Raw genomic sequence first — 22,589 nt, forward strand, 5'->3', positions numbered from 1 at the left:
GGTCGGAGATGTGGCTTCAGCATAGCGTGGCGCCGGACGCGATTGGAATAGCGTGGCGGCGGACGCTAATGAATAGCGGGTCTAGCGCCGGGCGATCCAGCGGCTGGGGTCGATGGGCTCGCCGTGGCGGCGCACCTCGAAGTAGAGCCCGGGGGACGATTGGCCGCCGGTGGCGCCCACCGTGCCGACGGTCTCGCCCTCGCTCACCGCTTCGCCGACGCCGACCGTGAAGCGCTGCAGGTGGGCGTGCAGGGTCATCACGCCGTCGCCGTGGTCGAGGATCAGCAGGTTGCCGAAGCCGCGCATCCAGTCGGCGAACACCACTCGGCCGGCGTGCACCGCCTCGACCGGCGTGCCCTCGGCGGCGCGGATCACCAGGCCGTTGCGGTGCACGCCGTCACCGCGGCCGAAGCGCGAGGTCACGCTGCCCTGAACCGGCCAGGGCAGATCGCCCTGGGTGGCGGCGATGTCGGTCGAGGGCGGCGGCTGCTGCAGGCGCGCCAGGCGTTCCTGCACCTGGTTCAGCACCCGCTCGGCGTGGGCGCGGTCTTGGGCCAGTTCGGACAGCCGCGCCTGTTCGCTGGCGAAGCGATCATTGAGCTTCGCCACCAGCTGTTCGCGCTCGTCGACCTGGCGGGCCAGCTCGGCGCCGCGCGCCTCGAGCTCGTCGGCGAGCCGGTCCAGCTGCGCGCTTCTTTCATCGAGCGCCCGGCGGTTGTCGGCCAGCGCCGCGTCCAGCCGCTCGAGCTGGTCGAGGCGCTGCTGGCGGGCGTCGGTCAGGCGGTTGAGATAGGTCTGCAGCCGGTCCAGCCGGGCCGGGTCGTCCTGATTGAGCAGCAGCTTGAGCTGCGGCGTCAGGCCCAGCCGGTAGAGGGCGTCGAGCTGCTCGCCGATGGCATCCAGCTGCTGCTGACGTTCGGCCTTGAGCGCGTCGCGCCGGGTCTCGAGCGCGTGGACCTGGTCGCGCAGGTCGCGCTTCTCGGCCTGGAGCTCGTCCAGGCGGCGGTGGGTCTCGGCCAGCGAGGTCTCGACCTCGCGCAGCGCCTCGTTGGCGTCGTCCCGGGCATCGCGGGTGGCAGAGAGGTCCTGTGTCGCCGCCTGGATGTGCTCGCCGATGGCGTCCAGGCGCTGCTGGGCCTGGCGCTCATCGACCCGGGCCGCCTGGGCGGTGTTCAGGGCGATGACAAGAGCGAGGCCCGGCAGCCATGGCCACCGGGCCGGGGTGCGCCGTCGGCTCACGCCTCGATCAGCACGCGGCCGGTCATTTCCTCGGGCACCGGCTGATCCATCAGCGTCAGCAGGGTCGGGGCGAGGTCGCACAGGCGGCCGTCCTGGGCCAGCTGCAGCGGACGCGGGCCGACGTAGATCAGCGGCACGTCGAAGGTGGTATGGGCGGTTTGGGCGGCGCCGGTCTCGGGGTGGACCATCTGCTCGGCGTTGCCGTGGTCGGCGGTGATCAGGCAGGCACCGCCGACCTTCTCGAGCGCCTCGACCACGCGGCCGACGCAGGCGTCGACGGCCTCGACGGCCTTGACCGCGGCGTCGAAGTCGCCGGTGTGGCCGACCATGTCGCCGTTGGCGTAGTTGCACACGATCAGGTCGTGGGCGCCGGACTCGATGGCCTCGACCAGGCGGTCGGTGACCTCCACGGCGCTCATCTCGGGCTTCTCGTCGTAGGTCTTCACGTCCTGGGGCGAGGGCACCAGCACGCGGGTCTCGCCCTCGTACTCGGCCTCGCGGCCGCCGGAAAAGAAGAAGGTGACGTGGGCGTACTTTTCGGTCTCGGCGATGCGCAGCTGGGTCAGGCCGCGCTTCTCCATCACCTCGCCCAGGGTGTTGTGCAGCTCTTCCGGCGGGAAGGCGGCCGGGGCCGGGATGTCGGCGGCGTACTGGGTCATGGTGACCAGGCTGCCGCCGGCCAGCCGCGGGCGGGCCCGGCGCTCGAAGCCGGCGAAGTCGTCCTCGACGAAGGCGCGGGTCAGCTCGCGGGCGCGGTCGGCGCGGAAGTTCATGAAGATGGCGGCGTCGCCGTCCTCCATGCGCACCGGGACGTCGCCGCTGAGGATGGCGGTGGCGGTGACGAATTCGTCGGTCTCGCCACGGTCGTAGGCCGCGTCCAGGCCGGCCTCGGCGCTCTGGGCAACGTGCTCGGCGGTGCCCTCGGTGGCCAGGCGATAGGCCTGCTCGACGCGATCCCAGCGGTTGTCGCGGTCCATGGCGAAGTAGCGGCCGATCAGCGAGGCCACGTAGCCGTTCTCGGCGCCGACCAGCTCGGCTAGCCGGGCGTTGGTGCGCTCGATGGAGGCGCGGGCGCTCTTCGGCGCGGTGTCGCGGCCGTCGAGGAAGGCGTGCACGTAGATGCGCCTGGCGCCGCGCTGGGCGGCCAGCTCGGCCATGGCCAGGATATGATCCTCGTGGCTGTGCACGCCGCCCGGCGACAGCAGGCCCAGCAGGTGCACGGCGCGGCCGGCCTCGGCGGCGGCGTCCAGCGGGGCGGTGAGGATGGCGTTGTCGGCCAGCGCGCCGTCCTCGACGGCCTTGGTGATGCGGGTGAAGTCCTGGTAGACGATGCGCCCGGCGCCGAGGTTCATGTGACCGACTTCCGAGTTGCCCATCTGGCCGTCCGGCAGCCCCACGTAGCGGCCGTCGGTATGCACCAGGGCGTGGGCACGCGTCTCCCACAGCCCGTCCATCACCGGCGTGTTGGCGGCCAGGATGGCGTTGTCGGTGGGATCCGGGTTGTAGCCGTAGCCGTCGAGAATGATCAGGGCCACCGGGCGGGGAGTCGGGGTCGATGAGTCGGTCATGCGTCGAAGCCTCTTGGTTGGGTCGTTGCCGCCTCGGCGCTACGGCCTTGGGCGGGGTCGCGACTTGCCTCTGCTTGCGGCATCATATCGCACGGCCCCGTCGGGCGTCATATCGCGCGCCCTCGGCGGTCCCACGGCATCATGTATACTGGGCGCCGCCGGCCCGGCCGGTTTCGTTCACCGCGTACCCGAAAAAGAGTCTTTCCGAATCATGATCGATCAGCTGTTCGAATTCGTGCAGAACCACCCGCTACTGGTCGCCGCCTTCGCGCTGGTGCTGGTCGCCTGGATCGCCTACGAGATCCGCAGCGGCGGGGCCAACGGTGTGACCACCAGCGAGGCCACTCAGCTGGTCAATCGCGAGGACGCCGTGGTGCTCGATATCCGCGACAAGAACGACTTCAAGGCGGGCCATATCGCCGGCGCGCGCAACATTCCGCAGAGCAGCCTCGACGGCCGCCTCAGCGAGCTCGAGAAGTTCAAGAGCAAGCCGATCATCGTGGCCTGCAAGCACGGCCAGACCGCCGGCGTGGCAATGGCCAAGCTGACCAAGGCCGGCTTCGAGCGCGTCTACAAGCTCAAGGGCGGCATGGCGCAGTGGCAGACCGATGGCCTGCCGCTGGTCAAGAAGTGATCACGCCCTCTTAATACTCCAACGACCAAAGGATTGCTTTCCATGGCGGAAGACAACAACCCGAACAGCGGCGCCAACGGCCAGGACAAGCCCCAGGTGCAGTTCGCCCTGCAGCGCATCTACGTCAAGGACATCTCCTTCGAGGCGCCGAACTCCCCGGCGGTGTTCCAGCAGCCGTTCAAGCCCAAGGTCGGCCTGGACCTGAACACCACGTACCAGAAGGTCGGCGAGGACCTCTATGAAGTGGTGATCAAGGTCACCGCCCAGGTGACTCACAGCGAGGAAGGCACCACCTCCTTCCTGGCCGAGCTCGAGCAGGCGGGCCTGTTCCGCATCGGCGGCATCGAGGGTTCCCAGCTCGACCACACCCTGGGCGCCTTCTGCCCGAACATGCTTTTCCCCTACGCGCGTGAGTGCATCGACAACCTGGTCAACCGTGGCGGCTTCCCGCCGCTGATGCTCTCGCCGGTCAACTTCGAGGCGATCTACGCCCAGAAGAAGCAGCGCGAGGCCCAGCAGCAGCAACAGGGCGAGCAGGCCGCGCAGTAAGCGCCTGCCCACAGCGATGCGCGCCGGGGCAAGGTGGCGCGAGGGGTTTTGACCATGGATGGTCAAAGTAGCGCCCAGGGATGGGTTCACAGCGCCCTCGCAACGCCTTGACCCGGAAAAGCGCATCGCATCGTACGAACCACCGCAGAGCCTCCCCTCCATGGCGATCAAGCCCCGTATCCATGTCGCCGCCGCGCTGACCGCCGGCGCCGACGTCGTCCTGCCGGAAGGCCCGGCGCGCCACGTGGCCCGGGTGCTGCGCCTGGGCGAGGGTGCGCCGCTGGTGCTGTTCGACGGCCACGGCAGCGAGGCCGAGGCGGTGCTGGTCGAGGCCGGCCGCAAGCGCGTGGTGGCCCGCATCGGGGCCGTTCATGAGGGTCGCGGCGAGTCGCCGCTGGCGGTGCACCTGGGTCAGGCGATCTCCAAGGGCGATCGTATGGACTACGCGATCCAGAAGGCCGTGGAGCTGGGCGTGGCCGAGATCACCCCGCTCTACACCGAGCACGGCGACGTGCGTCTCAAGGGCGAGCGCGAGGCCAGGAAGCTGGCCCACTGGCAGGCCGTGGCCGCCAGCGCCTGCGAGCAGTGCGGCCGCGCCACCGTGCCGCCGGTGCATCCGCCGGTCGGACTCGCCGACTGGCTGGCCGGCCGCGACGAGGCGCTGCGGCTGGTGCTGCATCCCGGCACCCCGGGCGCGCTGGAGCGCGAGGACGCCATCGCCCGCGCGGCGCTGCTGATCGGCCCCGAGGGCGGCCTCTCGGACGCCGAGATCGATGTCGCCACCGACGCCGACTTTGCCGCCCTGACCCTGGGGCCGCGCATCCTGCGCACCGAGACCGCCCCGGTGGTCGCCCTGACGCTGCTGCAGGATCGCTTCGGCGACCTCTGAGCCCCGTTCGCCCTGGCCCCTCGCGCCCGGCGCCTTTTCCCGCCGTCGGGCCACGCCCATAATGACGGCACACTCGCAGTGGAATCCCGATCATGTCCGACTCCCGCCGATCCGCCCCACGCGCGGCCCATTCCCGTCGTGAGCCCATGCGCCGCACCCGCGAGCCGCGAGCCAGCGTCGGCGAGGTCGCCTACCTGCCGGTGGTGAAGGTCAACGAGACCGGCGCCTTCCTCGACTGGGGCCACTCGCGGGACCTGCTGCTGCCCTTCGGCGAGCAGCGTTTCCGCCCCACGGTGGGGCGCCGGGTGCTGGTGATGATCCGCGAGGACGACCGCGAACGGCCCTTCGCCACCCAGCGTCTCGACCGCTACCTGTCCGATCACGCCGAGGGCCTGGCCGCCGGCAGCGCCGTGGCGCTGGTGATCGCCGATCAGACCGATCTCGGCTACAAGGCGGTGGTCGACGGCCGCTTCTGGGGCCTGCTCTACCACGACGACGTGACCCGGCCGCTGCGACGCGGCCAGCGCCTGGAGGGCCACGTGAAACGGGTCCGCGAGGACGGTCGCCTGGACCTGTCGCTGCTGCCGCCGGGCCCGGCGCGGCTCGACGTGGTCGGCGAGGCGGTGCTCAAGGCGCTGCGCGAAAGTGGCGGCTACCTGCCGCTCTCCGACGCCAGCCCGGCCGGCGAGATCAAGGCCCGGCTCGGGGTCAGCAAGAACGCCTTCAAGCAGGCCATCGGCCGGCTCTACAAGCAGCGTCGCATCACCATCGAGAGCGGCGGTATCCGCTTCGCGCCCGGCGGGGAGCAGGATTCTCACGGCGCCTCCTAGCGCAGCGCGCCGGGGGCAGGCCGTAAAGGAGGTCCTACGCCAAGGATGGCGTCGGTAGCGCCCAGGGATGGGTTTACAGCGCCTCCTTGGAGGCCTGACGACGGATCAGCGCTGCGCGCCACTGCTGCCCCCGATCGCCTTGGAGTCCATGGCGGCCCTGCGGCATACTGCCAGCCATCATTCCCCGCCGGGACCGCCCGGCGCAGACGAGTAGACCGATGAGCCAACGCCCCCTCAAGGTCGGCGTGGTGATGGATCCCATCGCCGACCTCAGCTTCAAGAAGGACACCAGCCTGGCCATGCTGTGGGCCGCCCAGGACCGCGGCTGGTCGCTGCACTACATGGAGCAGGAAGACCTGTTCCTGCGCGACGGTCGGGCTCACGCCCGGATGTGCGAGCTCGAGGTGTTCCGCGACGCCGAGCGCTGGTACACGCTGGGCGGGGCCGAGGCGCGCCCGCTGGCCGAGCTCGACGTGGTGCTGATGCGCAAGGATCCGCCGGTGGACGGCCACTTTCTTAACGCCGTGCACCTGCTGGGCTTCGCCGAGCGCGAGGGCGTGCTGGTGATGAACCCCACCCGAGCGCTGCTGGAGTGCAACGAGAAGCTGTTTGCCCAGCAGTTCCCGCAGTGCTGCGCGCCGACCCTGGTGTCCTGCCGCGAGACCGAGCTGCGCGCCTTCCACGCCGAGCACGGCGACGTCATCCTCAAGCCCCTCGATGGCATGGGGGGCAGCGGCATCTTCCACGTCCAGCCGGACGGCCGTAACCTGGGCGCGATCATCGAGACCCTCACCGAGCGCGGTAGTCGCCAGATCATGGCCCAGCGCTACCTGCCGGAGATCAAGGACGGCGACACCCGCATCCTGCTGGTCGACGGCGAGCCGGTCGAGTTCGGGCTGGCGCGGATTCCCAGCGCCGGCGAGACCCGCGGCAATCTGGCCGCCGGTGGCCAGGGCGTCAGCCGCGAGCTGACCGATCGCGACCGCTGGCTGATCGCTCAGGTGCAGCCGATGATCCGCGAGAAGGGCCTGATGTTCGTCGGCCTCGACGTGATCGGCGACTACATCACCGAGATCAATGTCACCAGCCCGACCTGCGTGCGCGAGATCGACGACCAGCGCGGCACCGACATTGCCGGCCAGCTGATGGACGCCGTCGCCGACCGCCTCGCCGCGCGCCGGGGCTGACCCGGGAGACGCCGCCGTGGCCGCCCCCGTCAACGATCCCATCCGCTATGCGCCGGTGACGCGCCCCTACCGCCACTGGCTGGCCTGGGGCGTGTCGCTGCTGCTGCACCTGGTGATCATCGGCGTGGTGGCCAGCCGCCAGTTTGCCCCGGCGCCGCCGGAGCGCACCAGCCTCGACGTGGTGCTGGTGACACGGCCCGCCGAGGCCCCGGTGGCGGCCGAGGCGCTGGCCGAGTCGGCCCAGCGCGCCGCCGGCGAGGCGGTCGAATCGCCGCCGGCGGAGTCTCACGCCGCACCGCGGGCCGAGTCGTCGACGCCGCCGGCGGAGGTCGACCAGGCGGTGGACCCGGCCACGCCGGCCGAGCCCGAGGCCCAGGCATCTCCCGAACCCGAGGCGCCCCCGGTGCCGGAGGCGCCGGCCATCGCCGAGCGACCGCAGCAGACGGCCAGCCCCGAGCCGCGCGAGAGTGCGCCCCGCTCGGCCGAGGCCACCGCCCCCGCGGCCGCCAGCGTGCCCTCGACCTCGGGCCGCGATCTGCTCGCCCAGGCCACCGCCAGCATCCGCGAGCAGGGGCTGTCCGCCGACTATGCCGGCGACGCCGCGGGGGCGGCGCGGCCGGCGGCCCAGCGGGCCGCCGAGGCCCGCTACATCGACGACTGGACGCACCGGGTCGAGGACTACGGCAACCGCGTCCATCCTGCGCCGCCGGAGCTGGACGGTCAGCTGCGCATCCGCGTGGTGATCGGCCGCGACGGTCAGGTCAGGCGGGCGGAAGTGATACAATCCTCGGGACATTCCGAACTCGATCAGGCGGCCCTGGACACCGTCCACGGCGCCGCGCCGTATCGCCCCTTCGATGCGGGCATGGGCGAGCTGGACAGCCTGTCCATCACCCGCATCTGGCGGTTCGGCGAAGGCAACGATTACGGCGTGCGCTAGGCACCGAACGACGGCGCGCGCAGACACATGGCAGCGCGCCCGATGCGCGCCGCCTTCCGCTGGGGAGCTCCATGCAAAGCTTGAAAAACCACTTCCTGATGGCGATGCCGCACCTGGAAGATCCCAATTTCGCCGGCACCCTCAGCTACCTTTGCGACCACGACGACAAGGGCACCATGGGCGTGATCGTCAATCATCCCATGGAGGAGCTGACCCTCGAGGCGCTGTTCGAGCAGCTCGAACTCGAATGCAGCGCCAGCCCGCACCTCAGTGCCCCCGTCTACTACGGCGGCCCAGTGCACAAGGACCGCGGCTTCATCCTCCACGAGGGTGACAGCCAGCAGTGGGACTCCAGCCTGCAGGTGACCGACGATATCGCCCTGACCACCTCCATGGACGTACTCGAGGCGCTGGCCGCCGGCCGCGGCCCGGAGAAGTTCCTGGTCTGTCTGGGCTGCGCCGGCTGGGAGTCCGGCCAGCTCGAGCAGGAGCTGATGGACAACACCTGGCTGACCGTCGAGGGGCGCGCCGACGTGCTCTTCGAGGTGCCGCCGGAGCAGCGCCTGGGCGCCAGTGCCAACCTGCTGGGCGTCGATCTGAACCTGATGACCCGCGAAGCGGGCCACAGCTGACATGTACGGAACGGCCTGCGCTCGCCCAGGCGGTGTTGCCCGGAGACTCGCCATGCTCATTGAACCCCGCGTCAACTCCGCTGGCTCGTCTCCGGGCGCCTTGCCTGGCCGTCGCTCGGCGCGTTCGCCGGTCGGGTGCCGCCTCGAGGAGACTTGCCGATGAGCGCCAGCGGCCAGCGCCTGATCCTGGGCTTCGATTTCGGCACCCGGCGCATCGGCGTGGCGGTGGGCAACGAGCTCACCGCCAGCGCCCGGGCCCTGGAGCCGCTGCCGGCGCGCGACGGCATCCCCGACTGGGATCGGATCGCGCGGCTGGTGGACGAGTGGCGGCCCGACCTGTTCGTGGTCGGCCTGCCGCTCAATATGGACGGCAGCGAGAGCGTGATGAGCACCCGCGCGCGCAAGTTCGGCAAGCGGCTGTACGGCCGCTACGGCGTGCCCTGCGAGATGGCCGACGAGCGCGGCTCGACCCGCGAGGCCAAGAGCATCGCCCGAGAGGCCGGGCATCGCGGCAACTACCGCGAGGACAGCGTCGACGGCCTGGCCGCGGTGCTGATTCTCGAAGGCTGGCTGGCCGACCGCGAAGGCCTGCCCCGCTAGGCCGCTCCCTCCTGCTGGCCTGAAGCGTCCAGCCCGCGGCGCGGCACGCCGAGGGCTTCCCGCACGTCGATGCCGGCGAACGTCTCGATGAAGAAGGCCAGCGTCGCCGGGCGGCGGAAGCACGCTTCGAAGCGCTCCATCGCCTCGCCCCGGCCGCGCTCCACCCGCGCCAGGTAGCGCCCGCCCTCGCGGCTGACGCGCACCACGGCCGGGCGGATGGCGTCTCGCCCTTGCATCGTCAGCTCCCGCTCGTGTTCCAGGCGCCCGCTCAGGGCCTCCCCGCCCTCGAGCTCGGCGGGTGTGGCCCACAGGTCCTGGTCGTGATCGCCGTAGCGGAACAGCAGCAGCGCCGGCGGCGCGGCGAAGATGCTGTAGGCCAGCAGCCAGGTGAGCTCGGTGCCGGAGGGCGAGCCCGCGACCAGTCGCCAGACGCTGACGGCGATGCCCAGTACCAGCACCCCGACGAAGGGTCGCCAGCTGCGGAAGCTCATGACCCGGCGGCCGCGCAGATAGCCCCAGAGTCCGGCCACGGTCACCGCGCCGATAGCCAGGTAAAGCAGCGCCAGCGTCGTGCCGCCGCCCATCACCACGGCGATCACGCCCACCGCCAGCAGCGCGGTATAGAAGATCGCCAGCAGCGCATAGGCCCGTTGCAGGTTCATCGGCACGCCCTCCCGTCGCTCGGTGGTGTTCCTGCCAGCTTAGGAGAATCCTGCCGATCGGGCCGCCCCGGCGCTATCTATTGGCCGTCAGGCATCGTCCACGCCGAGAGTCTTCGGCACGAACCAGCGCACGTCGCGCAGGTCCTTCTCGATCTGGTCCTCGACCTGCAGCAGGGTGGCGAAGATCGCCATGCGCACCGGGATGCCGTTGTCGGTCTGACGGAAGATCGCCAGGCGCGGGTCGCCGTTGAGGTCGACGTCCAGGTCGTTGGCGTCCGGGCGGCTGTCGCGCGGCAGCGGGTGCATGACGATGGCGTGGTCGTTGACGCGCCGGTCCATGAACGCCTTGTCCACCGTGTACTCCCGCGACAGGCTGAAGCCCTCGCTCATCTCGGCGGTGAAGCGCTCCTTCTGGATGCGCGTGGTGTAGACCACGTCGACGTCGGAGAAATCGCTGGCCAGGCTCTCGCGGGTCTCGATCCGATGGCCGCGGGAGGCGACCAGCTCGATCAGGTGCTGCGGCATCTCCAGACCCGGGGGCGAAACCAGCGTCAGGCGCATCGGCTCGTAGAGCGACAGCAGCTTGATCAGCGAGTGTACGGTGCGGCCGAACTTCAGGTCGCCGGTGAGCAGGATGTGAGCGCCGGCGAGGGCCTTGCCGCGCCGCGCGAACTCCTTGTCGATGGTGTAGAGATCGAGCAGCGCCTGGCTGGGGTGCTCGCCGGGGCCGTCGCCGCCGTTGATCACCGGCACGTTGGTGGCCTGGGCGAACTCGGCCACCGCGCCCTGTTCCGGGTGGCGCATCACGATGGCGTCGCAGTAGCCGCTCATCACCCGGCTGGTGTCATACAGCGACTCGCCCTTGGCCATGGACGAGAAGGTGAAGCCGGTGGTGTCGCAGACGCTGCCGCCGAGCCGGCAGAAGGCGGTGTGGAAGCTGACGCGGGTGCGGGTGCTGGCCTCGAAGAACAGGTTGCCGAGCACCGCGCCCTCCAGCACCCGGGTGACCTTGCGGCGTTGGGCGATCGGCTCCATGCGCGCCGCTACGCGCATCAGGTGATCGACAGCGTCTCGGGACAGGGAATCGACGGAGAGCAGGTGAGAACTCATGCGCGGGCCTCGGCTGGCGGTGGGGGTCGCGCGCTAGTGTACTCCGCGTGGCGCCTGGCTTCAGCCTTCCCGCGCCAGGATATCCTCGTCCGGCGCGGGCATCTGGGCGCACTCGTCGAAGACGCGCAGGGTACAGGTGCGGCATACCTCCGGATCCAGCGTGGGGACGATGCTGGCCAGCGCCGTCTCGGTGGACTCGAAGAAGCGCTCCTCGCCCAGCCGCGCCAGGTCGCCGCGGCGGCGCAGCTCGTCGATCACCGTGCCCTTGAGCGAGCTGATCATCAGGTCGCCGCCCTGGTCGCGCAGGCGCTCGGCCTCCTGCAGCAGTAGCTCGACGCCGGCGGTGTCGATGAAGTTGATGCCCTTGCCGACGATCAGCACCCGGGTACCCGGCGCGGCGCTGAACACCCGCAGCCGGCGCTGCACGTGGTCGATGGCGCCGAAGAACAGCGAGCCGTCGATGCGCAGCATCTTCAGCTGCGGGCACTGGGTCAGCTCGTAGCGATGGACGTTGCGCACGTGGCGGCGCGGATGGTCCTGGCGCGGTGCCACCTCCATCACGGTGGGGCGCGAGGTACGCTTCAGGTAGAGCACCAGCGACAGCAGCACGCCGATGTAGATGGCGAACTCCAGCGCCACCAGCAGGGTGGCGGCGACCGTGGCCGCCAGCACCATGGCCTCGTGGCGGCTGGCGCGCACCAGCTGCACGATGTGGTGGACGTCGATCAGGTTCCAGGCGATCAGCAGGATGCCGCCGGCCATGGCCGGCAGCGGCAGGTAGGCGGTGATGCCCGGGGCGAACAGCAGGATCAGCACCAGCAGCACGGCGGCGAACACCGAGGCCAGGGGAGTGCGCGCGCCGGCGTCGTAGTTGGCGCCGGAGCGGGTGAAGGACCCCGAGCTGGCGTAGCAGCTGAAGACACTGCCGACGATGTTGGACAGCCCCTGGCCGATGAATTCCTGGTTGCCGTCGATCACCTGGCGCGAGCGCAGGGCGATGGCGCGGGCGATCGATACCGCCTCGATCAGCCCCAGCAGGGCGATGGCGAAGGCGCCGGAGGTCAGGGTGCGCAGGCTGTCCGGCGACAGCTCGGGCAGCGTCAGCGGCGGCAGGGTGCCGGGCAGGGCGCCGACCAGCGCGACGCCGTGACTCGCGCCATCCATCAGCCAGCAGGCCAGGCTGCCGGCGGCCAGGCCCAGTAGCAGGTGCGGCGAGCGGCGATTGAGGCGCCGCGCCACCAGCGAGGTGATCAGCGAGATCAGGGCGATGGCCAGGGCGTAGAGATTGGTGTCCGGCAGCGCGCGGATCAGCCCGGCCAGCTCGACCAGGAAGCCCTGGCCGTCCACGTCGACGCCGAGCACGTGCTGCATCTGGCTGGTGGCGATCAGGATCGCCGCGCCGGTGGTGAAGCCGATCACCACCGTATGCGAGATGAAGCTGACCAGGCTGCCGAGGCGCAGTAGCCCCATGGCCAGCTGGATCACCCCGACCAGCAGGGTGACCGTGATCGCCGCGCCCAGATACTCCGCGGGCGACAGCGCGCCCAGGCCACCGACCACGCTGGCCAGCACGATGGAGAGCGCGGCGGTGGGCCCGGAGATCATGTGCCAGGAGCTGCCGAACAGCGCGGCCACGGTGGCGGCGACGATGGCCGTATAGAGGCCGACTTCCGGCGGCAGGCCGGCGATGAAGGCGTAGGCGACCCCCTGGGGCAGCACCAGGATGGCGCCGGTGAGGCCGGCCATCAGATCGGCGGAGAGCATCTTGCGATCGAGGTCCCGGCCCCAGCTCAGGAACGGCAGGTAACGCGAGAGTCGGGACGCCATGGAGGAACCTCGAGTGTCGAATGGAGGGGAGGCGCTAGCCTAGAAAAAAGTCGTTATCCTGAAAAACAAAATTTTTTGGCCTTCATGAACAGTAAAACCGAAGGTGATCGCCCTGGATACTCAACTGCTGCAAACCTTCCTCGAGGTGAGCCGCCTGCGCAACTTCGGCCGCGCCGCCGAGAGCCTCAGCGTCTCGCCTTCCACGGTCAGCGCCCGCATCCGCCAGCTCGAGGCGCACATGGGGCTGGCGCTGTTCAGCCGCGGCCATCATCGCATCGGCCTGACGCCGGCCGGGGAGCGCATGGAGCGCCACGCGCGCTTCCTGCTCGACGCCTGGGAGCGGGCCTATGAGGACACCGCGCTCAGCGAGCGCCATCAGCGGCGGCTGGTGGTGGCCGGCGTCGCCAGCCTGTGGGACATCTTCCTCCAAGCGTGGCTCACCGACATCTATCGCGCCTACCCGACGCTCGGCCTCCGCGCCGAGGAGAGCACCCCGCTGCGGGTGGTGGAGAAGCTCGAGCAGAACATGATCGACGTCGGCTTCCTCTACGATACCCCGCGCCTCCGCGAGGTGGGCGTCGAGGAGGTGGCCACCATCCCGCTGGTGATGGTGTCGAGCCGCCCCGGCCAGCGCGCCGAGCAGGCGGTGGGCGACGGCTACATCCGGGTCGAGTGGGGCACCGCCTTCGCCAGCGTCCATGAGGGCCATTTCCCCCAGCGTCTGCTGGCGCGGGGCCGGGTCAACAGCGGGCGCATCGCCCTGAACCTGCTGCTGACATGCGGTGGCGCCGCCTACCTGCCGCGGGACATCGTAGCGCCCCACTGCCGGGAGGAGCGGCTGTTCCCGGTCGAGGACGCGCCGCCGATCGAGCTCAAGGCCTACGTGGCCTATCGCCTCCACGGCGAGCATCGCGAGCTGATTCGGGAACTGCTTGGCAAGCTCAAGTGAGTGAGCGTTCATGTCGAAAAGAAGGGCGCCGCTGGCGCCCTTCTTCATGGGAGATGCAGGAAGGTGCGGCTGGCGTCCCAGCGGCCGGCGCTCAGCGCGCGTCCGGCTGTTCGCCGGGGGCGGCAAGCCGGAAGGCCTCGAGGGAGCGGGCATTGTCGGCGATGCGCCGGATGCGGGGGTAGGCCGAGAGGTCACACTCGAAGCGTTCGGCGTTGAACACCTGGGGCACCAGGCAGGCGTCGGCCAGGGTCGGGGCGTCGCCGTGGCAGAAGGCGCCGCTGCCGGCCTCGCGGCTGAGCATGGCCTCCAGCGCGGTGAAGCCCTCATGGACCCAGTGGCGATACCAGGCCAGCTTGGCGGCCTCGTCGACGCCGAGCTCGCCGGTCAGGTACTTGAGCACCCGCAGGTTGTTGAGCGGGTGCATCTCGCAGCCCACCAGCTGGGCCAGGGCGCGTACACGGGCGCGCTCGGCGGGTGTCTCGGGCAGCAGCGCCGGCTCGGGGTGGACCTCCTCCAGGTACTCGCAGATGGCCAGCGACTGGGTCAGCCGCCGGCCGTCGTCGGTGACCAGCGTCGGTACCAGGCCCTGGGGATTGTCGGCCAGATAGGCCTCATGGCGCTGCTCGCCGGCCACCAGGTCGACCGGGGCCTGGTCGTAGGCCAGGCCCTTGAGGTTGAGCACGATGCGCACCCGGTAGGCGGCGGACGAGCGGAAATAGCCCTGTAGCGTGGTCATGGCCGGCCTCCTCACTTCGCCTCGTGCTTCACGACCTTCTGGTCGATGGCGCCGAAGATGCTCTTGCCCTCGCGATCGAACATCTCGATGCGCACCCGGTCGCCGAAGCGCATGAAGGGCGTGCGGCTCTCGCCGTGGAGGATCTTCTCGACCATGCGCACCTCGGCCAGGCAGCTGTAGCCCACACCGCCGTCGGCGACCGGCTTGCCGGGGCCGCCGTCGGCATCGGGATTGGAGACGGTGCCCGAGCCGACCACCGCGCCGGCGCCCAGGTAGCGGGTGCGGGCGGCGTGGGCGACCAGCTCGGGGAAGCCGAAGATCATGTCCGGGCCGGCCTCGGGCTCGCCGAACTTCTCGCCGTTGAGGTGCACGGTCAGCGGCAGGTGGACACGGCCGTCCTGCCAAGCGTCGCCCAGCTCGTCCGGGGTCACGCAGATCGGCGAGAAGCTGGAGGCCGGCTTGGCCTGGAAGAAGCCGAAGCCCTTGGCCAGCTCGCCCGGGATCAGGCCACGCAGGCTGACGTCGTTGACCAGCATGATCAGCTTGATGTGGCCGGCGGCCTGCTCCGGCGTCACCGCCATCGGCACATCGTCGGTGATCACGGCGAGCTCGCCCTCGAAGTCGATGCCGTGGTCCTCGCTGACGGCCTCGATGTCCTCGGTGGGCGCCAGGAAGCTGTCGCCGCCGCCCTGGTACATCAGCGGGTCGGTCCAGAAGGTCTCGGGCATCTCGGCGTCGCGGGCGCGGCGCACCAGCTGCACGTGGTTGAGGTAGGCGGAGCCGTCGGCCCAGTGGTAGGTGCGCGGCAGCGGCGAGTGCAGGGCGGCGACGTCGAGGTCGAAGGCGCCCTCGGCGCGGCCGGCGTTGAGCGCCGCGTAGCGCTCCTCGAGGCGCGGGGCGAGATCGTCCCAGCGCTCGATTGCCTGCTGCAGGGTGGCGGCGATGTCGGTGGCGCGCACGGCGCGAGTCAGATCACGGGAGACGACGATCAGTTCGCCGTCGCGGCCGACGTTCAGGGTGGCGAGTTTCATGGTGGCGTTCCTGTTATTGAGGTCGTGTTGAATGCGTTGTCAGGGGAGTGGCGACGGTGGAACTCAGCGCTTGTTCGGATCGAAGTGCGAGGCCAGCCCCTGCCATACGTCGACGTAGTCGCGCTGGCGGAAGTCCGCCGCCAGCGCCGTCTCGGTAGGCTGGAAGACGTAGCGGCTCTCGAACATGAAGGCCAGGGTGTCGCCCTGGTACCGGGGCTCGAGCTCGGCTTGGGTGGCCTTGTCGAAGGTCTCGGCGTCGGGGCCGTGGGGCGACATGGCGTTGTGCAGGCTGGCGCCGCCGGGCAGGAAGCCCTCCGCCTTGGCGTCGTATTCGCCGTGGATCAGGCCCATGAACTCGCTCATCAGGTTGCGATGGAAGTAGGGCGGGCGGAAGGTGTTCTCGGCCACCATCCAGCGCGGCGGGAAGATCACGAAGTCGATGTTGGCGGTGCCGGCGGTGTCCGACGGCGAGGTCAGCACGGTGAAGATCGACGGGTCGGGATGGTCGAAGCTCACCGTGTTGACGGTGTTGAAGTTGGCCAGGTCGTACTTGTAGGGCGCGTAGTTGCCGTGCCAGGCCACCACGTCCAGCGGTGAGTGGTCTAGCCGGGTGCGCCAGAAGCGTCCGGAGAACTTGGCCACCAGCTCGATGTCGCCCTCGACCTCTTCAAAGGCGGCCACCGGGGCCAGGAAGTCGCGCGGGTTAGCCAGGCCATTGGCGCCGATCGGCCCCAGGCCCGGCAGCTCGAAGGGGCTGCCGTAGTTCTCACAGACGTAGCCACGGGCTTGGTCGCAGCCGCTGGCCAGACGTACCTGGAACTTGACCCCGCGCGGGATCACCGCGATCTCGCCGCCGCCGATCTCGAGCTCGCCGAACTCGGTGCGCAGCCGCAGGGCGCCGAGCTGGGGCACGATCAGCAGCTCGCCGTCGGCGTCGTAGAAGAAGCGCTCGGTCATGTCGCGGTTGCAGGCGTAGAGATGCACGCCGCAGCCGGTCTGGGCGGCGGCATCGCCGTTGACGGCGACGGTCAGCAGGCCGTCGAGGAAGTCGGTGGGCGCCTCGGGCATCGGCAGCGGGTCCCAGCGCATCTGGTTGGGGTCGGCGGCGGGGCGCGCCGGCGGCGCGGTGGCCACGCGTCCGGCGTCGAGCGGCTCGTAGGCGCTCTGGGCCACCGAGGGGCGGATGCGGTACAGCCAGCTGCGCAGGTTGTGCGAGCGCGGCGCGGTGAAGGCCGAGCCGGAGAGCTGCTCGGCGTAGAGGCCGTAGGGGCAGCGCTGGGGCGAGTTCTGGCCCTCGGGCAGCGCGCCCGGCAGCGCCTCGCTGGCGAAGTGGTTGCCAAAGCCCGGCTGATGGTCGAGCGGTGTTGTCATTGTGTTGCCCTCGCGGGAATATGGTTTCAGATGAAACTATACGGACAGGCTAGTCCCCATTGGTTTCATATGCAACCATCTCCCGACCTTGGTAGCACGCCCGACACCGCCCCGACGAGATGCCCATGACCCACGACGATGCCCCCGCCGAACGCTTCGACCTCGACCAGTTCCTGCCCTATCGCCTCAACAGCCTGGCCGACCGCATCAGCCAGGCGCTGGCGCGCCTCTATGAGACCCGCCACGACCTGACGGTGGCCCAGTGGCGGGTGCTGGCCTGGCTGCATCACAAGGAGGAGCTGACCGCCAAGGAGATTCGCGAGGCCACGCGCATGGACAAGGCGCGGGTCTCGCGGGCGGTGCAGGGGCTGGAGGCGCGGGCGCTGATCCGCCGTCGACCCGCGCCGGAGGATCAGCGCCGCCACGAGCTGCGGCTCACCGCGGCGGGCGAGGCGCTGCTGAAGGAGCTGATTCCCGAGGCGCGGGACTGGGAGGCGGCGCTGGTGGCGCCGCTGTCGATCGAGGAGTATCGCCAGCTGTTCGAGCTGATGGCTCGGCTCGAGACTCAGCTAGCGAAATTGGAATCCTAGGAAAAGGCGTCCGGCGCTGGCGCCGGGCGCCGATCAGGCGGGCAGTTCGTCGGCGGCGGGAATGCGGCCGCCTAGCCGGGCGGTGATTTCCTCGGCGGCCTCGCGGATCTGTGCGCCGAGCTCGGGCAGGCGCTCCTCGGGAATCCGCGCCTTGGGGCCGGAGACCGAGATGGCGGCCAGCGGGGTGCCCTGCTCGTCGTGGATGCAGGCGGCCACGCACTGCAGGCCGATGGCGTGTTCCTCGCGGTCGCAGGCGTAGCCCTGGCGGCGAATCTCGGCCAGGCTCTCGCGTAGCGTCACCGGGTCGTGGAGGGTGTTGACCGTCACCCGCGCCAGGCCGCGCTCGTCCAGCACCCGCTCCAGCTCGTCGTCGGGCAGCCAGGCCATCAGCGCCTTGCCGACGCCTGAGGCGTGCAGCGGCGCCCGGGAGCCCAGGCGGGTGATCATGCGCATCATCTGCGGCGATTCGGTCTGGGCCAGGAACACCGCGGTGCTGCCGTCGCGCACGCCGAGGTTGGCGGTCTCGCCGGTCTGGGCGGTCAGGCGGCGCAGGAAGGGCCGACTGGTGGCGACGAAGTCGCGGGCCTCGAGGAAGCTGTTGCCGATGCGGAAGGTCTTGACGTCGATCTTCCACAGCCCGAGCTCGTTGTCCTGGGTGATGAAGCCCTGGCTCTGCAGGGCCTGGAGCAGCCGGTGGGTGGTGGAGGGCGCGAGCTCGGCCTGCTCGGCGATCTCGGACAGCGCCAGGCCGCCGGGATTGCCCGCCAGGCGCTCCAGCAGGTTGAGTCCGCGCACCAGGGACTGGCTGTGGCCGCCGCTGCCCTTGCCGCTTGCCGGGCGTCCCGCCGTTCTGCGCTTGCCTTCACTCACTGCCTGATCTCCTGCTGCGACTGCTCGAGTAGTCGTTCAGCATACCGCGTCGGGCGAGAGCTGTCTTGCCAGCGGAAATGGTTTCCACCTTGCCGGCTTGAAGGGGCGGACGAGACGGCCGCCTCGGGCGAGGCGGCCGGGAGGGGAGCCGTTGGGCTGGCCGGAGCGGGATGGTCAGGCTCGTCGCGTGTCAGACGTCGTTGCGGAACACGCGGTCGCGGCCGGGCAGCACCAGGTTGAGCACGATGGCGCACAGCGCGCCGGGGATCAGTCCCGACTCGATGATCGCCTGGACGTTGTCGGAGAGCCCGGCGTAGAGGCCTTCCTGGGCCGGCAGGCCGATGGCCGCCGACAGCGAGACGCCGATGATCACCATGTTGCGGCGATTGAAGGGGATGTGGGACAGCATCTTGATGCCGGCGCTGGCGATCATGCCGAACATGATCAGCACCGCGCCGCCCAGCACCGCGTTGGGGATGCTCGAAATCAGCCCGCCCAGCTTGGGCAGCAGCCCCGCCAGCACCAGGAACACGCCGCCGATGGCCACCACGAAGCGGCTGACCACCCCGGTCAGCGCCACCATGCCGACGTTCTGGCTGAAGCTGATCTGCGGGAAGGCATTGAAGATGGCGGCGAACACGCTGGCCAGGCCGTCGGCCATCACCCCGCCGGAGAGCTCCTTGTGGGTCGGCTCGCGATCCATGCCGCCGGCGGTGGTGCCGACGATGTCACCGATCGATTCGGCGCAGGTCACGATGGCCAGCAACACCACCGGCACTATGGCGGCCAGGTGGAACTCCAGGCCGATGGTCAGCGGCATGGGCAGCGAGACCCAGTCGGCGGTGGCGATCTGGCCGAAGTCCACCAGGCCGAAGCCCATGGCCGTGACGTAGCCCACGATCAGGCCGACCAGCGGGGCGGTCTCGGACCAGATGCCGCGGCCGTACTGATGCAGACCCAGGGTCACCACCAGCACCAGCGCCGCCAGCAGCAGGTTGTGCAGGGCCCCGAAGTCCTCGGCGCCGAAGCCACCGCCGGCATAGGCGAAGCCCACCGGCATCAGCAGGGTACCGAGCATGACCACGAAGCTGCCGGTGACCACCGGTGGGAACAGGAAGCGGAACCAGGGCAGAAACAGCCCCACCAGGGCCATGGCGATGCCGCCGCACAGGGCGGCCCCCAGCGCCGCTGGCAGGCCCATGCCCACGGCGATCGGAATCAGCACCGGCACGAAGCCGAAGCTGGTGCCCATGACGATCGGCAGCCGGGCGCCGATCGGCCCCAGCCCCAGCGACTGCACCAGGGTGGCGATGCCGGCCACGAACATCGCCGCCTGGATCATGAAGGCGGTCTGGTCCTCGGGCAGGTCGGCGGCGCCGGCGATGATGATCGGTACGGTGACGTTGCCGACGAACATCGCCAGCACGTGTTGCAGTCCCAGCGGGATGGCCCGCCCGAGGGGCGGCATGGCGTTGACGTCATGAGTGCTGCGCACCTTGGGCGCTACTGCCTCGGTGGCGGTCTCGGGGGTCGACATGGTGGCTTTCTCCTGTTTGTCGTTGTTGGAAAACCGGGATGAAACCTTGGGTGTGTCCTGTCTATCGTCGTTCGCTAGGCCCTCAGCGCCCGGGCCGCGCGGTCGTGGCGGGCCAGCAGCTCGTCGAGGTCGACGCCCAGCGGCCGGCCCTCGTCCACCCGCCACTGCCCGGCGACCATCACCCGGTCGGCGAGGTGGGCGCCGCACAGCAGCAGCGCGGCGACGGGATTTTCGGCGCCGGAGAAGCGGGCCTCGTCGAGGCGGAACAGCGCCAGGTCGGCCTGCTGACCGGGCGCCAGGCCGCCGATGTCGTTGCGGCCCAGGCAGCCGGACGAGCCGCGGGTCGCCCAGCGGATCACGTCGTCGTGGCTGACTTCGCTCGGCGCGTAGCGCAGCCGGCCGAGCAGCAGCGCCTGGCGCATCTCCTCGGCGAGGTTGGAATGGTCGTTGGAGGCCGAGCCGTCCACTGCCAGGCCCACCGGGCAGCCGGCGGCCTCCAGCTCCAGGGTGCGGCACAGCCCCGAGCCCAGCACCATGTTCGACGACGGGCAGTGGGCGATGCCGGTGCCGGCGGCGCCGAGCCGGGCGATCTCGCCGTCGTCGAAGTGGATGCCGTGGGCCAGCCAGGTGCGCGACGAGAGCCAGCCGGTGGCCTCCAGATAGTCCAGCGGGCGCATCCCGAACAGCCGCTCGCAGTAGGCGGTCTCGTCCTCGGTCTCGGCCAGGTGGGTGTGCAGGCGCACGTCCTTCGCCTCGGCCAGCCGCGCGCTCTCCTGCATCAGCTCGCGGCTCACCGAGAACGGCGAGCAGGGCGCCAGGGCGATGGTGGTCATGGCGCCGTCGCCGCGCTGGTGATGGGCGTCGATCAGCCGCGCGCTCTCATCGAGGATGGTGCGCTCGTCCTGCACCACCGACTGCGGCGGCAGGCCGCCGTCGTCGCGGCCCACGCTCATCGAGCCGCGGGTCAGGGCGGCGCGCACGCCGAGCCGGTGGGCGGTCGCCACCTGGACGTCGATGGCGTTCGTCAGCGCGCCGGAGAACACGTAGTGATGGTCGGCCACGGTGGTGCAGCCGCTCATCAGCAGCTCGACCATGGCCAGCTCGCTGGCGACTTCCAGCTGGTCCTCGGTGAGGTGGGCCCAGACGTCGTAGAGCGTCGTCAGCCAGGGGAAAAGCTCCTTGTTCAGCGCCGGCGAATAGGCGCGGGTCAGGGTCTGGTAGAAGTGATGGTGGGTGTTCACCAGGCCGGGCAGCAGCACGTGCTGCGAGGCGTCGAAGCTGGCATCGATCGGCGTGGCGGGCGTGGCGCCCGCCGGCACGGCCTCGATGATGCGATCGTCGCGGATCACCACCCCGCCGGCGGCGGCGGGATCGCTGCAGGCGCGGGGGTGGCGGATCCACAGGGTCCGGGCATTGGCGGTCATGTTGTCCTCCCGAGGGTGCGGTGGACAACAAAGGGTTACCCAAGCGTCGCCAGACGCTGCCTGGCGCTGCGGTCTTGGTTCAGGTGCCTTTGTTGTTGTGTACGTTTCTTGTGTCGCAGACCGGAACAGTATTGTGTACAAACGCGGGTGCTGTCGAGCTCAATATCACGACGAAAGTCTAAGAAAGTCTAACGGGGCCGAGTGTTGTCGGCCGCTCAAAAAAACCGCCGCGTCGAGAACGCGGCGGTGGCGGGACAGAACGTATGACGCTCGGGCGCCGTGTCGGCTCAGTTCGCGTCGTCGGCGACCGACGGGGTCGAAGCCTTCATCTGCCTCGGATCGCGGCCCAGCGGATGCGGCTCGCCGCGCTCCTTCGCCAGGCGGATCTGCTTCTGGCGCTCGCGGGCGGCGGCGCGGGTCTTCTCCGGCAGCGAGTCGAAGCAGTGCGGGCAGCTGACGCCGGGCTCGTAGGTCTCGGCCCGCTGGTCTTCGGCGGAGATCGGCATGCGGCAGGCGTGGCACTGGTCGTACTCGCCCTCGCTGAGGTCGTGGCGCACGGTCACGCGGTTGTCGAACACGAAGCAGTCGCCGCGCCACATCGAATCTTCCTCGGGCACCTTCTCCAGATAGTTGAGAATGCCGCCCTTGAGGTGGAAGACCTCCTCGAAGCCCTCGTTGAGCATGAAGCTGGAGGCCTTCTCGCAGCGGATGCCACCGGTGCAGAACATCGCCACCTTCTTGTGACGGCTCGGGTCGTAGTGTTGCTTCACGTACTCCGGGAACTCGCGGAACGACTTGGTCTGCGGGTCGACGGCGCCCTCGAAGGAGCCGATGGCGACCTCGTAGTCGTTGCGGGTGTCGATCACCAGCACCTCGGGATCGTTGATCACCGCGTTCCACTCCTCTGGATCGACGTAGGTGCCGACGGTCTCGTTGGGGTCGACGCCGTCCACGCCCATGGTCACGATCTCGCGCTTGAGCTTGACCTTGGTGCGGTAGAACGGATGCTCGTCGCAGTAGGATTCCTTGTGATCGACGTCGGCCAGGCGCGGGTCGCGGGCCAGCCAGGCCAGCAGGGCGTCGATGCCCTCGCGGGTGCCGGACACGGTGCCGTTGATGCCTTCATGGGCCAGCAGCAGGGTGCCCTTCACGTCGTGCTCGAGCATGGCCTGGCGCAGGGGCTCGCGCAGGTCTTCGAAGTCGTCGAGGGTGACGAACTTGTACAGGGCGGCAACGACGATGCCCCCCGTGGTCTGAGGTGCGGTCATGGTGATCTCCTGGTTGTCGTCCTCGCAAAGGACGGACCGGGTTGGGGTGGCGGCATTCTACTCCGCCGCCGGTGCGTGCGCATCCCGGGCCCGGACGCGACGACCCCGGCGCGGGGCCGGGGTCGTCAGCGGGGCGGGACGGGCTT

General features: G+C 69.9%; 22 protein-coding genes. 10 read left to right on the forward strand and 12 right to left on the reverse strand.

The window, feature by feature from the left end; genetic code table 11:
• Window positions 1–81: 81 nt before the first annotated feature.
• Entirely contained in the window at window positions 82–1,239 is a 1,158-nt protein-coding gene (locus tag MYL53_RS13750) for a murein hydrolase activator EnvC family protein (protein ID WP_247854511.1), read from the reverse strand.
• Complete coding sequence (gpmI, locus tag MYL53_RS13755) at window positions 1,236–2,807, reverse strand: 2,3-bisphosphoglycerate-independent phosphoglycerate mutase (RefSeq protein WP_247854512.1); 1,572 nt, start codon at window positions 2,805–2,807, stop codon at window positions 1,236–1,238. Before gpmI ends, MYL53_RS13750 begins: the two co-directional genes overlap by 4 nt.
• 211 nt (window positions 2,808–3,018) lie before the next feature.
• On the opposite strand from gpmI, the gene MYL53_RS13760 reads away from it, so the two are divergent.
• The 8 genes from MYL53_RS13760 to ruvX all read left to right on the forward strand — a co-directional run bounded on the left by MYL53_RS13760 (window position 3,019) and on the right by ruvX (window position 9,068).
• Window positions 3,019–3,441, forward strand: a complete 423-nt coding sequence (locus MYL53_RS13760) for a rhodanese-like domain-containing protein (protein WP_247854513.1) — start codon at window positions 3,019–3,021, stop codon at window positions 3,439–3,441.
• Window positions 3,442–3,483: 42 nt separating this feature from the next.
• Window positions 3,484–3,990, forward strand: coding sequence for a protein-export chaperone SecB (secB, locus tag MYL53_RS13765; protein ID WP_247854514.1), 507 nt, complete (start codon window positions 3,484–3,486; stop codon window positions 3,988–3,990).
• 160 nt (window positions 3,991–4,150) lie between these two features.
• The gene (locus tag MYL53_RS13770) at window positions 4,151–4,879 is read left to right on the forward strand and encodes a 16S rRNA (uracil(1498)-N(3))-methyltransferase (protein WP_247854515.1); all 729 of its coding nucleotides are present in this window, start codon (window positions 4,151–4,153) and stop codon (window positions 4,877–4,879) included.
• 146 nt (window positions 4,880–5,025) lie between these two features.
• Window positions 5,026–5,709, forward strand: coding sequence for a CvfB family protein (locus MYL53_RS13775; protein WP_247854516.1), 684 nt, complete (start codon window positions 5,026–5,028; stop codon window positions 5,707–5,709).
• Between the two features lie 218 nt (window positions 5,710–5,927).
• The gene (gene gshB, locus MYL53_RS13780; protein WP_247854517.1) at window positions 5,928–6,896 is read left to right on the forward strand and encodes a glutathione synthase; all 969 of its coding nucleotides are present in this window, start codon (window positions 5,928–5,930) and stop codon (window positions 6,894–6,896) included.
• Window positions 6,897–6,912: 16 nt separating this feature from the next.
• Window positions 6,913–7,836, forward strand: a complete 924-nt coding sequence (locus tag MYL53_RS17340) for an energy transducer TonB (RefSeq protein ID WP_345740379.1) — start codon at window positions 6,913–6,915, stop codon at window positions 7,834–7,836.
• 71 nt (window positions 7,837–7,907) lie between these two features.
• On the forward strand, window positions 7,908–8,468 hold the full coding sequence (locus MYL53_RS13790; RefSeq protein WP_247854518.1) for a YqgE/AlgH family protein: 561 nt from the start codon (window positions 7,908–7,910) through the stop codon (window positions 8,466–8,468).
• 159 nt (window positions 8,469–8,627) lie between these two features.
• A complete protein-coding gene (gene ruvX, locus MYL53_RS13795; protein WP_247854519.1) occupies window positions 8,628–9,068 on the forward strand; it encodes a Holliday junction resolvase RuvX in 441 nt (146 codons plus the stop codon).
• On the opposite strand, the gene MYL53_RS13800 is transcribed toward ruvX, so the two are convergent.
• From MYL53_RS13800 to MYL53_RS13810, 3 genes are all read right to left on the reverse strand, one after another.
• Window positions 9,065–9,730, reverse strand: a complete 666-nt coding sequence (locus tag MYL53_RS13800; protein WP_247854520.1) for a hypothetical protein — start codon at window positions 9,728–9,730, stop codon at window positions 9,065–9,067. The two genes, ruvX and MYL53_RS13800, sit on opposite strands and share 4 nt — an antisense overlap.
• A gap of 87 nt (window positions 9,731–9,817) precedes the next feature.
• Window positions 9,818–10,840: an aspartate carbamoyltransferase gene (gene pyrB, locus MYL53_RS13805; RefSeq protein ID WP_247854521.1), complete on the reverse strand. Its 1,023-nt coding sequence runs from the start codon at window positions 10,838–10,840 to the stop codon at window positions 9,818–9,820.
• Between the two features lie 60 nt (window positions 10,841–10,900).
• Window positions 10,901–12,667: a SulP family inorganic anion transporter gene (locus MYL53_RS13810; RefSeq protein WP_247854522.1), complete on the reverse strand. Its 1,767-nt coding sequence runs from the start codon at window positions 12,665–12,667 to the stop codon at window positions 10,901–10,903.
• Window positions 12,668–12,770: 103 nt separating this feature from the next.
• On the opposite strand from MYL53_RS13810, the gene MYL53_RS13815 reads away from it, so the two are divergent.
• Window positions 12,771–13,616, forward strand: a complete 846-nt coding sequence (locus MYL53_RS13815) for a LysR family transcriptional regulator (protein WP_247854523.1) — start codon at window positions 12,771–12,773, stop codon at window positions 13,614–13,616.
• A 91-nt stretch (window positions 13,617–13,707) separates the two neighbouring features.
• Here the strand turns inward: MYL53_RS13815 and maiA are convergent, their stop codons facing one another.
• The 3 genes from maiA to hmgA form a co-directional block, all read right to left on the reverse strand.
• Window positions 13,708–14,352 carry a maleylacetoacetate isomerase gene (gene maiA, locus MYL53_RS13820; protein WP_247854524.1) on the reverse strand — a complete coding sequence of 215 codons (645 nt, stop codon included), beginning with the start codon at window positions 14,350–14,352 and terminating at the stop codon, window positions 13,708–13,710.
• 11 nt (window positions 14,353–14,363) lie between these two features.
• Window positions 14,364–15,383 carry a fumarylacetoacetate hydrolase family protein gene (locus MYL53_RS13825; RefSeq protein ID WP_247854525.1) on the reverse strand — a complete coding sequence of 340 codons (1,020 nt, stop codon included), beginning with the start codon at window positions 15,381–15,383 and terminating at the stop codon, window positions 14,364–14,366.
• A 63-nt stretch (window positions 15,384–15,446) separates the two neighbouring features.
• Window positions 15,447–16,754 (reverse strand): homogentisate 1,2-dioxygenase, encoded by a 1,308-nt coding sequence (hmgA, locus tag MYL53_RS13830; RefSeq protein ID WP_247854526.1) that lies wholly within the window; start codon window positions 16,752–16,754, stop codon window positions 15,447–15,449.
• 125 nt (window positions 16,755–16,879) lie between these two features.
• Between hmgA and MYL53_RS13835 the strand changes: the two genes are divergently transcribed.
• Window positions 16,880–17,344, forward strand: a complete 465-nt coding sequence (locus MYL53_RS13835) for a MarR family winged helix-turn-helix transcriptional regulator (RefSeq protein WP_247854527.1) — start codon at window positions 16,880–16,882, stop codon at window positions 17,342–17,344.
• A 33-nt stretch (window positions 17,345–17,377) separates the two neighbouring features.
• On the opposite strand, the gene MYL53_RS13840 is transcribed toward MYL53_RS13835, so the two are convergent.
• The 4 genes from MYL53_RS13840 to trhO all read right to left on the reverse strand — a co-directional run bounded on the left by MYL53_RS13840 (window position 17,378) and on the right by trhO (window position 22,443).
• Entirely contained in the window at window positions 17,378–18,214 is an 837-nt protein-coding gene (locus MYL53_RS13840) for an IclR family transcriptional regulator (protein ID WP_247854528.1), read from the reverse strand.
• Between the two features lie 190 nt (window positions 18,215–18,404).
• Window positions 18,405–19,751: a uracil-xanthine permease family protein gene (locus MYL53_RS13845; protein ID WP_247854529.1), complete on the reverse strand. Its 1,347-nt coding sequence runs from the start codon at window positions 19,749–19,751 to the stop codon at window positions 18,405–18,407.
• Window positions 19,752–19,825: 74 nt separating this feature from the next.
• On the reverse strand, window positions 19,826–21,175 hold the full coding sequence (locus MYL53_RS13850) for an 8-oxoguanine deaminase (RefSeq protein WP_247854530.1): 1,350 nt from the start codon (window positions 21,173–21,175) through the stop codon (window positions 19,826–19,828).
• Window positions 21,176–21,462: 287 nt separating this feature from the next.
• Window positions 21,463–22,443 (reverse strand): oxygen-dependent tRNA uridine(34) hydroxylase TrhO, encoded by a 981-nt coding sequence (gene trhO / locus MYL53_RS13855; protein ID WP_247854531.1) that lies wholly within the window; start codon window positions 22,441–22,443, stop codon window positions 21,463–21,465.
• Between the last annotated feature and the right edge of the window lie 146 nt (window positions 22,444–22,589).

Origin of the sequence: Halomonas getboli (assembly GCF_023094245.1) — a bacterium.
Lineage (GTDB): Bacteria > Pseudomonadota > Gammaproteobacteria > Pseudomonadales > Halomonadaceae > Halomonas > Halomonas getboli.

Bases quoted from the DNA above. Each gene is read 5' to 3' on its own strand.
- hmgA (WP_247854526.1), bottom strand. From the start codon at position 16,754: ATGACAACACCGCTCGACCATCAGCCGGGCTTTGGCAACCACTTCGCC.
- gshB (WP_247854517.1), top strand. From the start codon at position 5,928: ATGAGCCAACGCCCCCTCAAGGTCGGCGTGGTGATGGATCCCATCGCC.
- MYL53_RS13850 (WP_247854530.1), bottom strand. From the start codon at position 21,175: ATGACCGCCAATGCCCGGACCCTGTGGATCCGCCACCCCCGCGCCTGC.
- pyrB (WP_247854521.1), bottom strand. From the start codon at position 10,840: ATGAGTTCTCACCTGCTCTCCGTCGATTCCCTGTCCCGAGACGCTGTC.
- secB (WP_247854514.1), top strand. From the start codon at position 3,484: ATGGCGGAAGACAACAACCCGAACAGCGGCGCCAACGGCCAGGACAAG.
- MYL53_RS13835 (WP_247854527.1), top strand. From the start codon at position 16,880: ATGACCCACGACGATGCCCCCGCCGAACGCTTCGACCTCGACCAGTTC.
- maiA (WP_247854524.1), bottom strand. From the start codon at position 14,352: ATGACCACGCTACAGGGCTATTTCCGCTCGTCCGCCGCCTACCGGGTG.
- gpmI (WP_247854512.1), bottom strand. From the start codon at position 2,807: ATGACCGACTCATCGACCCCGACTCCCCGCCCGGTGGCCCTGATCATT.
- MYL53_RS13760 (WP_247854513.1), top strand. From the start codon at position 3,019: ATGATCGATCAGCTGTTCGAATTCGTGCAGAACCACCCGCTACTGGTC.
- MYL53_RS13790 (WP_247854518.1), top strand. From the start codon at position 7,908: ATGCAAAGCTTGAAAAACCACTTCCTGATGGCGATGCCGCACCTGGAA.
- MYL53_RS13845 (WP_247854529.1), bottom strand. From the start codon at position 19,751: ATGTCGACCCCCGAGACCGCCACCGAGGCAGTAGCGCCCAAGGTGCGC.
- MYL53_RS13770 (WP_247854515.1), top strand. From the start codon at position 4,151: ATGGCGATCAAGCCCCGTATCCATGTCGCCGCCGCGCTGACCGCCGGC.
- MYL53_RS13800 (WP_247854520.1), bottom strand. From the start codon at position 9,730: ATGAACCTGCAACGGGCCTATGCGCTGCTGGCGATCTTCTATACCGCG.
- MYL53_RS13775 (WP_247854516.1), top strand. From the start codon at position 5,026: ATGCGCCGCACCCGCGAGCCGCGAGCCAGCGTCGGCGAGGTCGCCTAC.
- ruvX (WP_247854519.1), top strand. From the start codon at position 8,628: ATGAGCGCCAGCGGCCAGCGCCTGATCCTGGGCTTCGATTTCGGCACC.
- MYL53_RS13825 (WP_247854525.1), bottom strand. From the start codon at position 15,383: ATGAAACTCGCCACCCTGAACGTCGGCCGCGACGGCGAACTGATCGTC.
- MYL53_RS13810 (WP_247854522.1), bottom strand. From the start codon at position 12,667: ATGGCGTCCCGACTCTCGCGTTACCTGCCGTTCCTGAGCTGGGGCCGG.
- trhO (WP_247854531.1), bottom strand. From the start codon at position 22,443: ATGACCGCACCTCAGACCACGGGGGGCATCGTCGTTGCCGCCCTGTAC.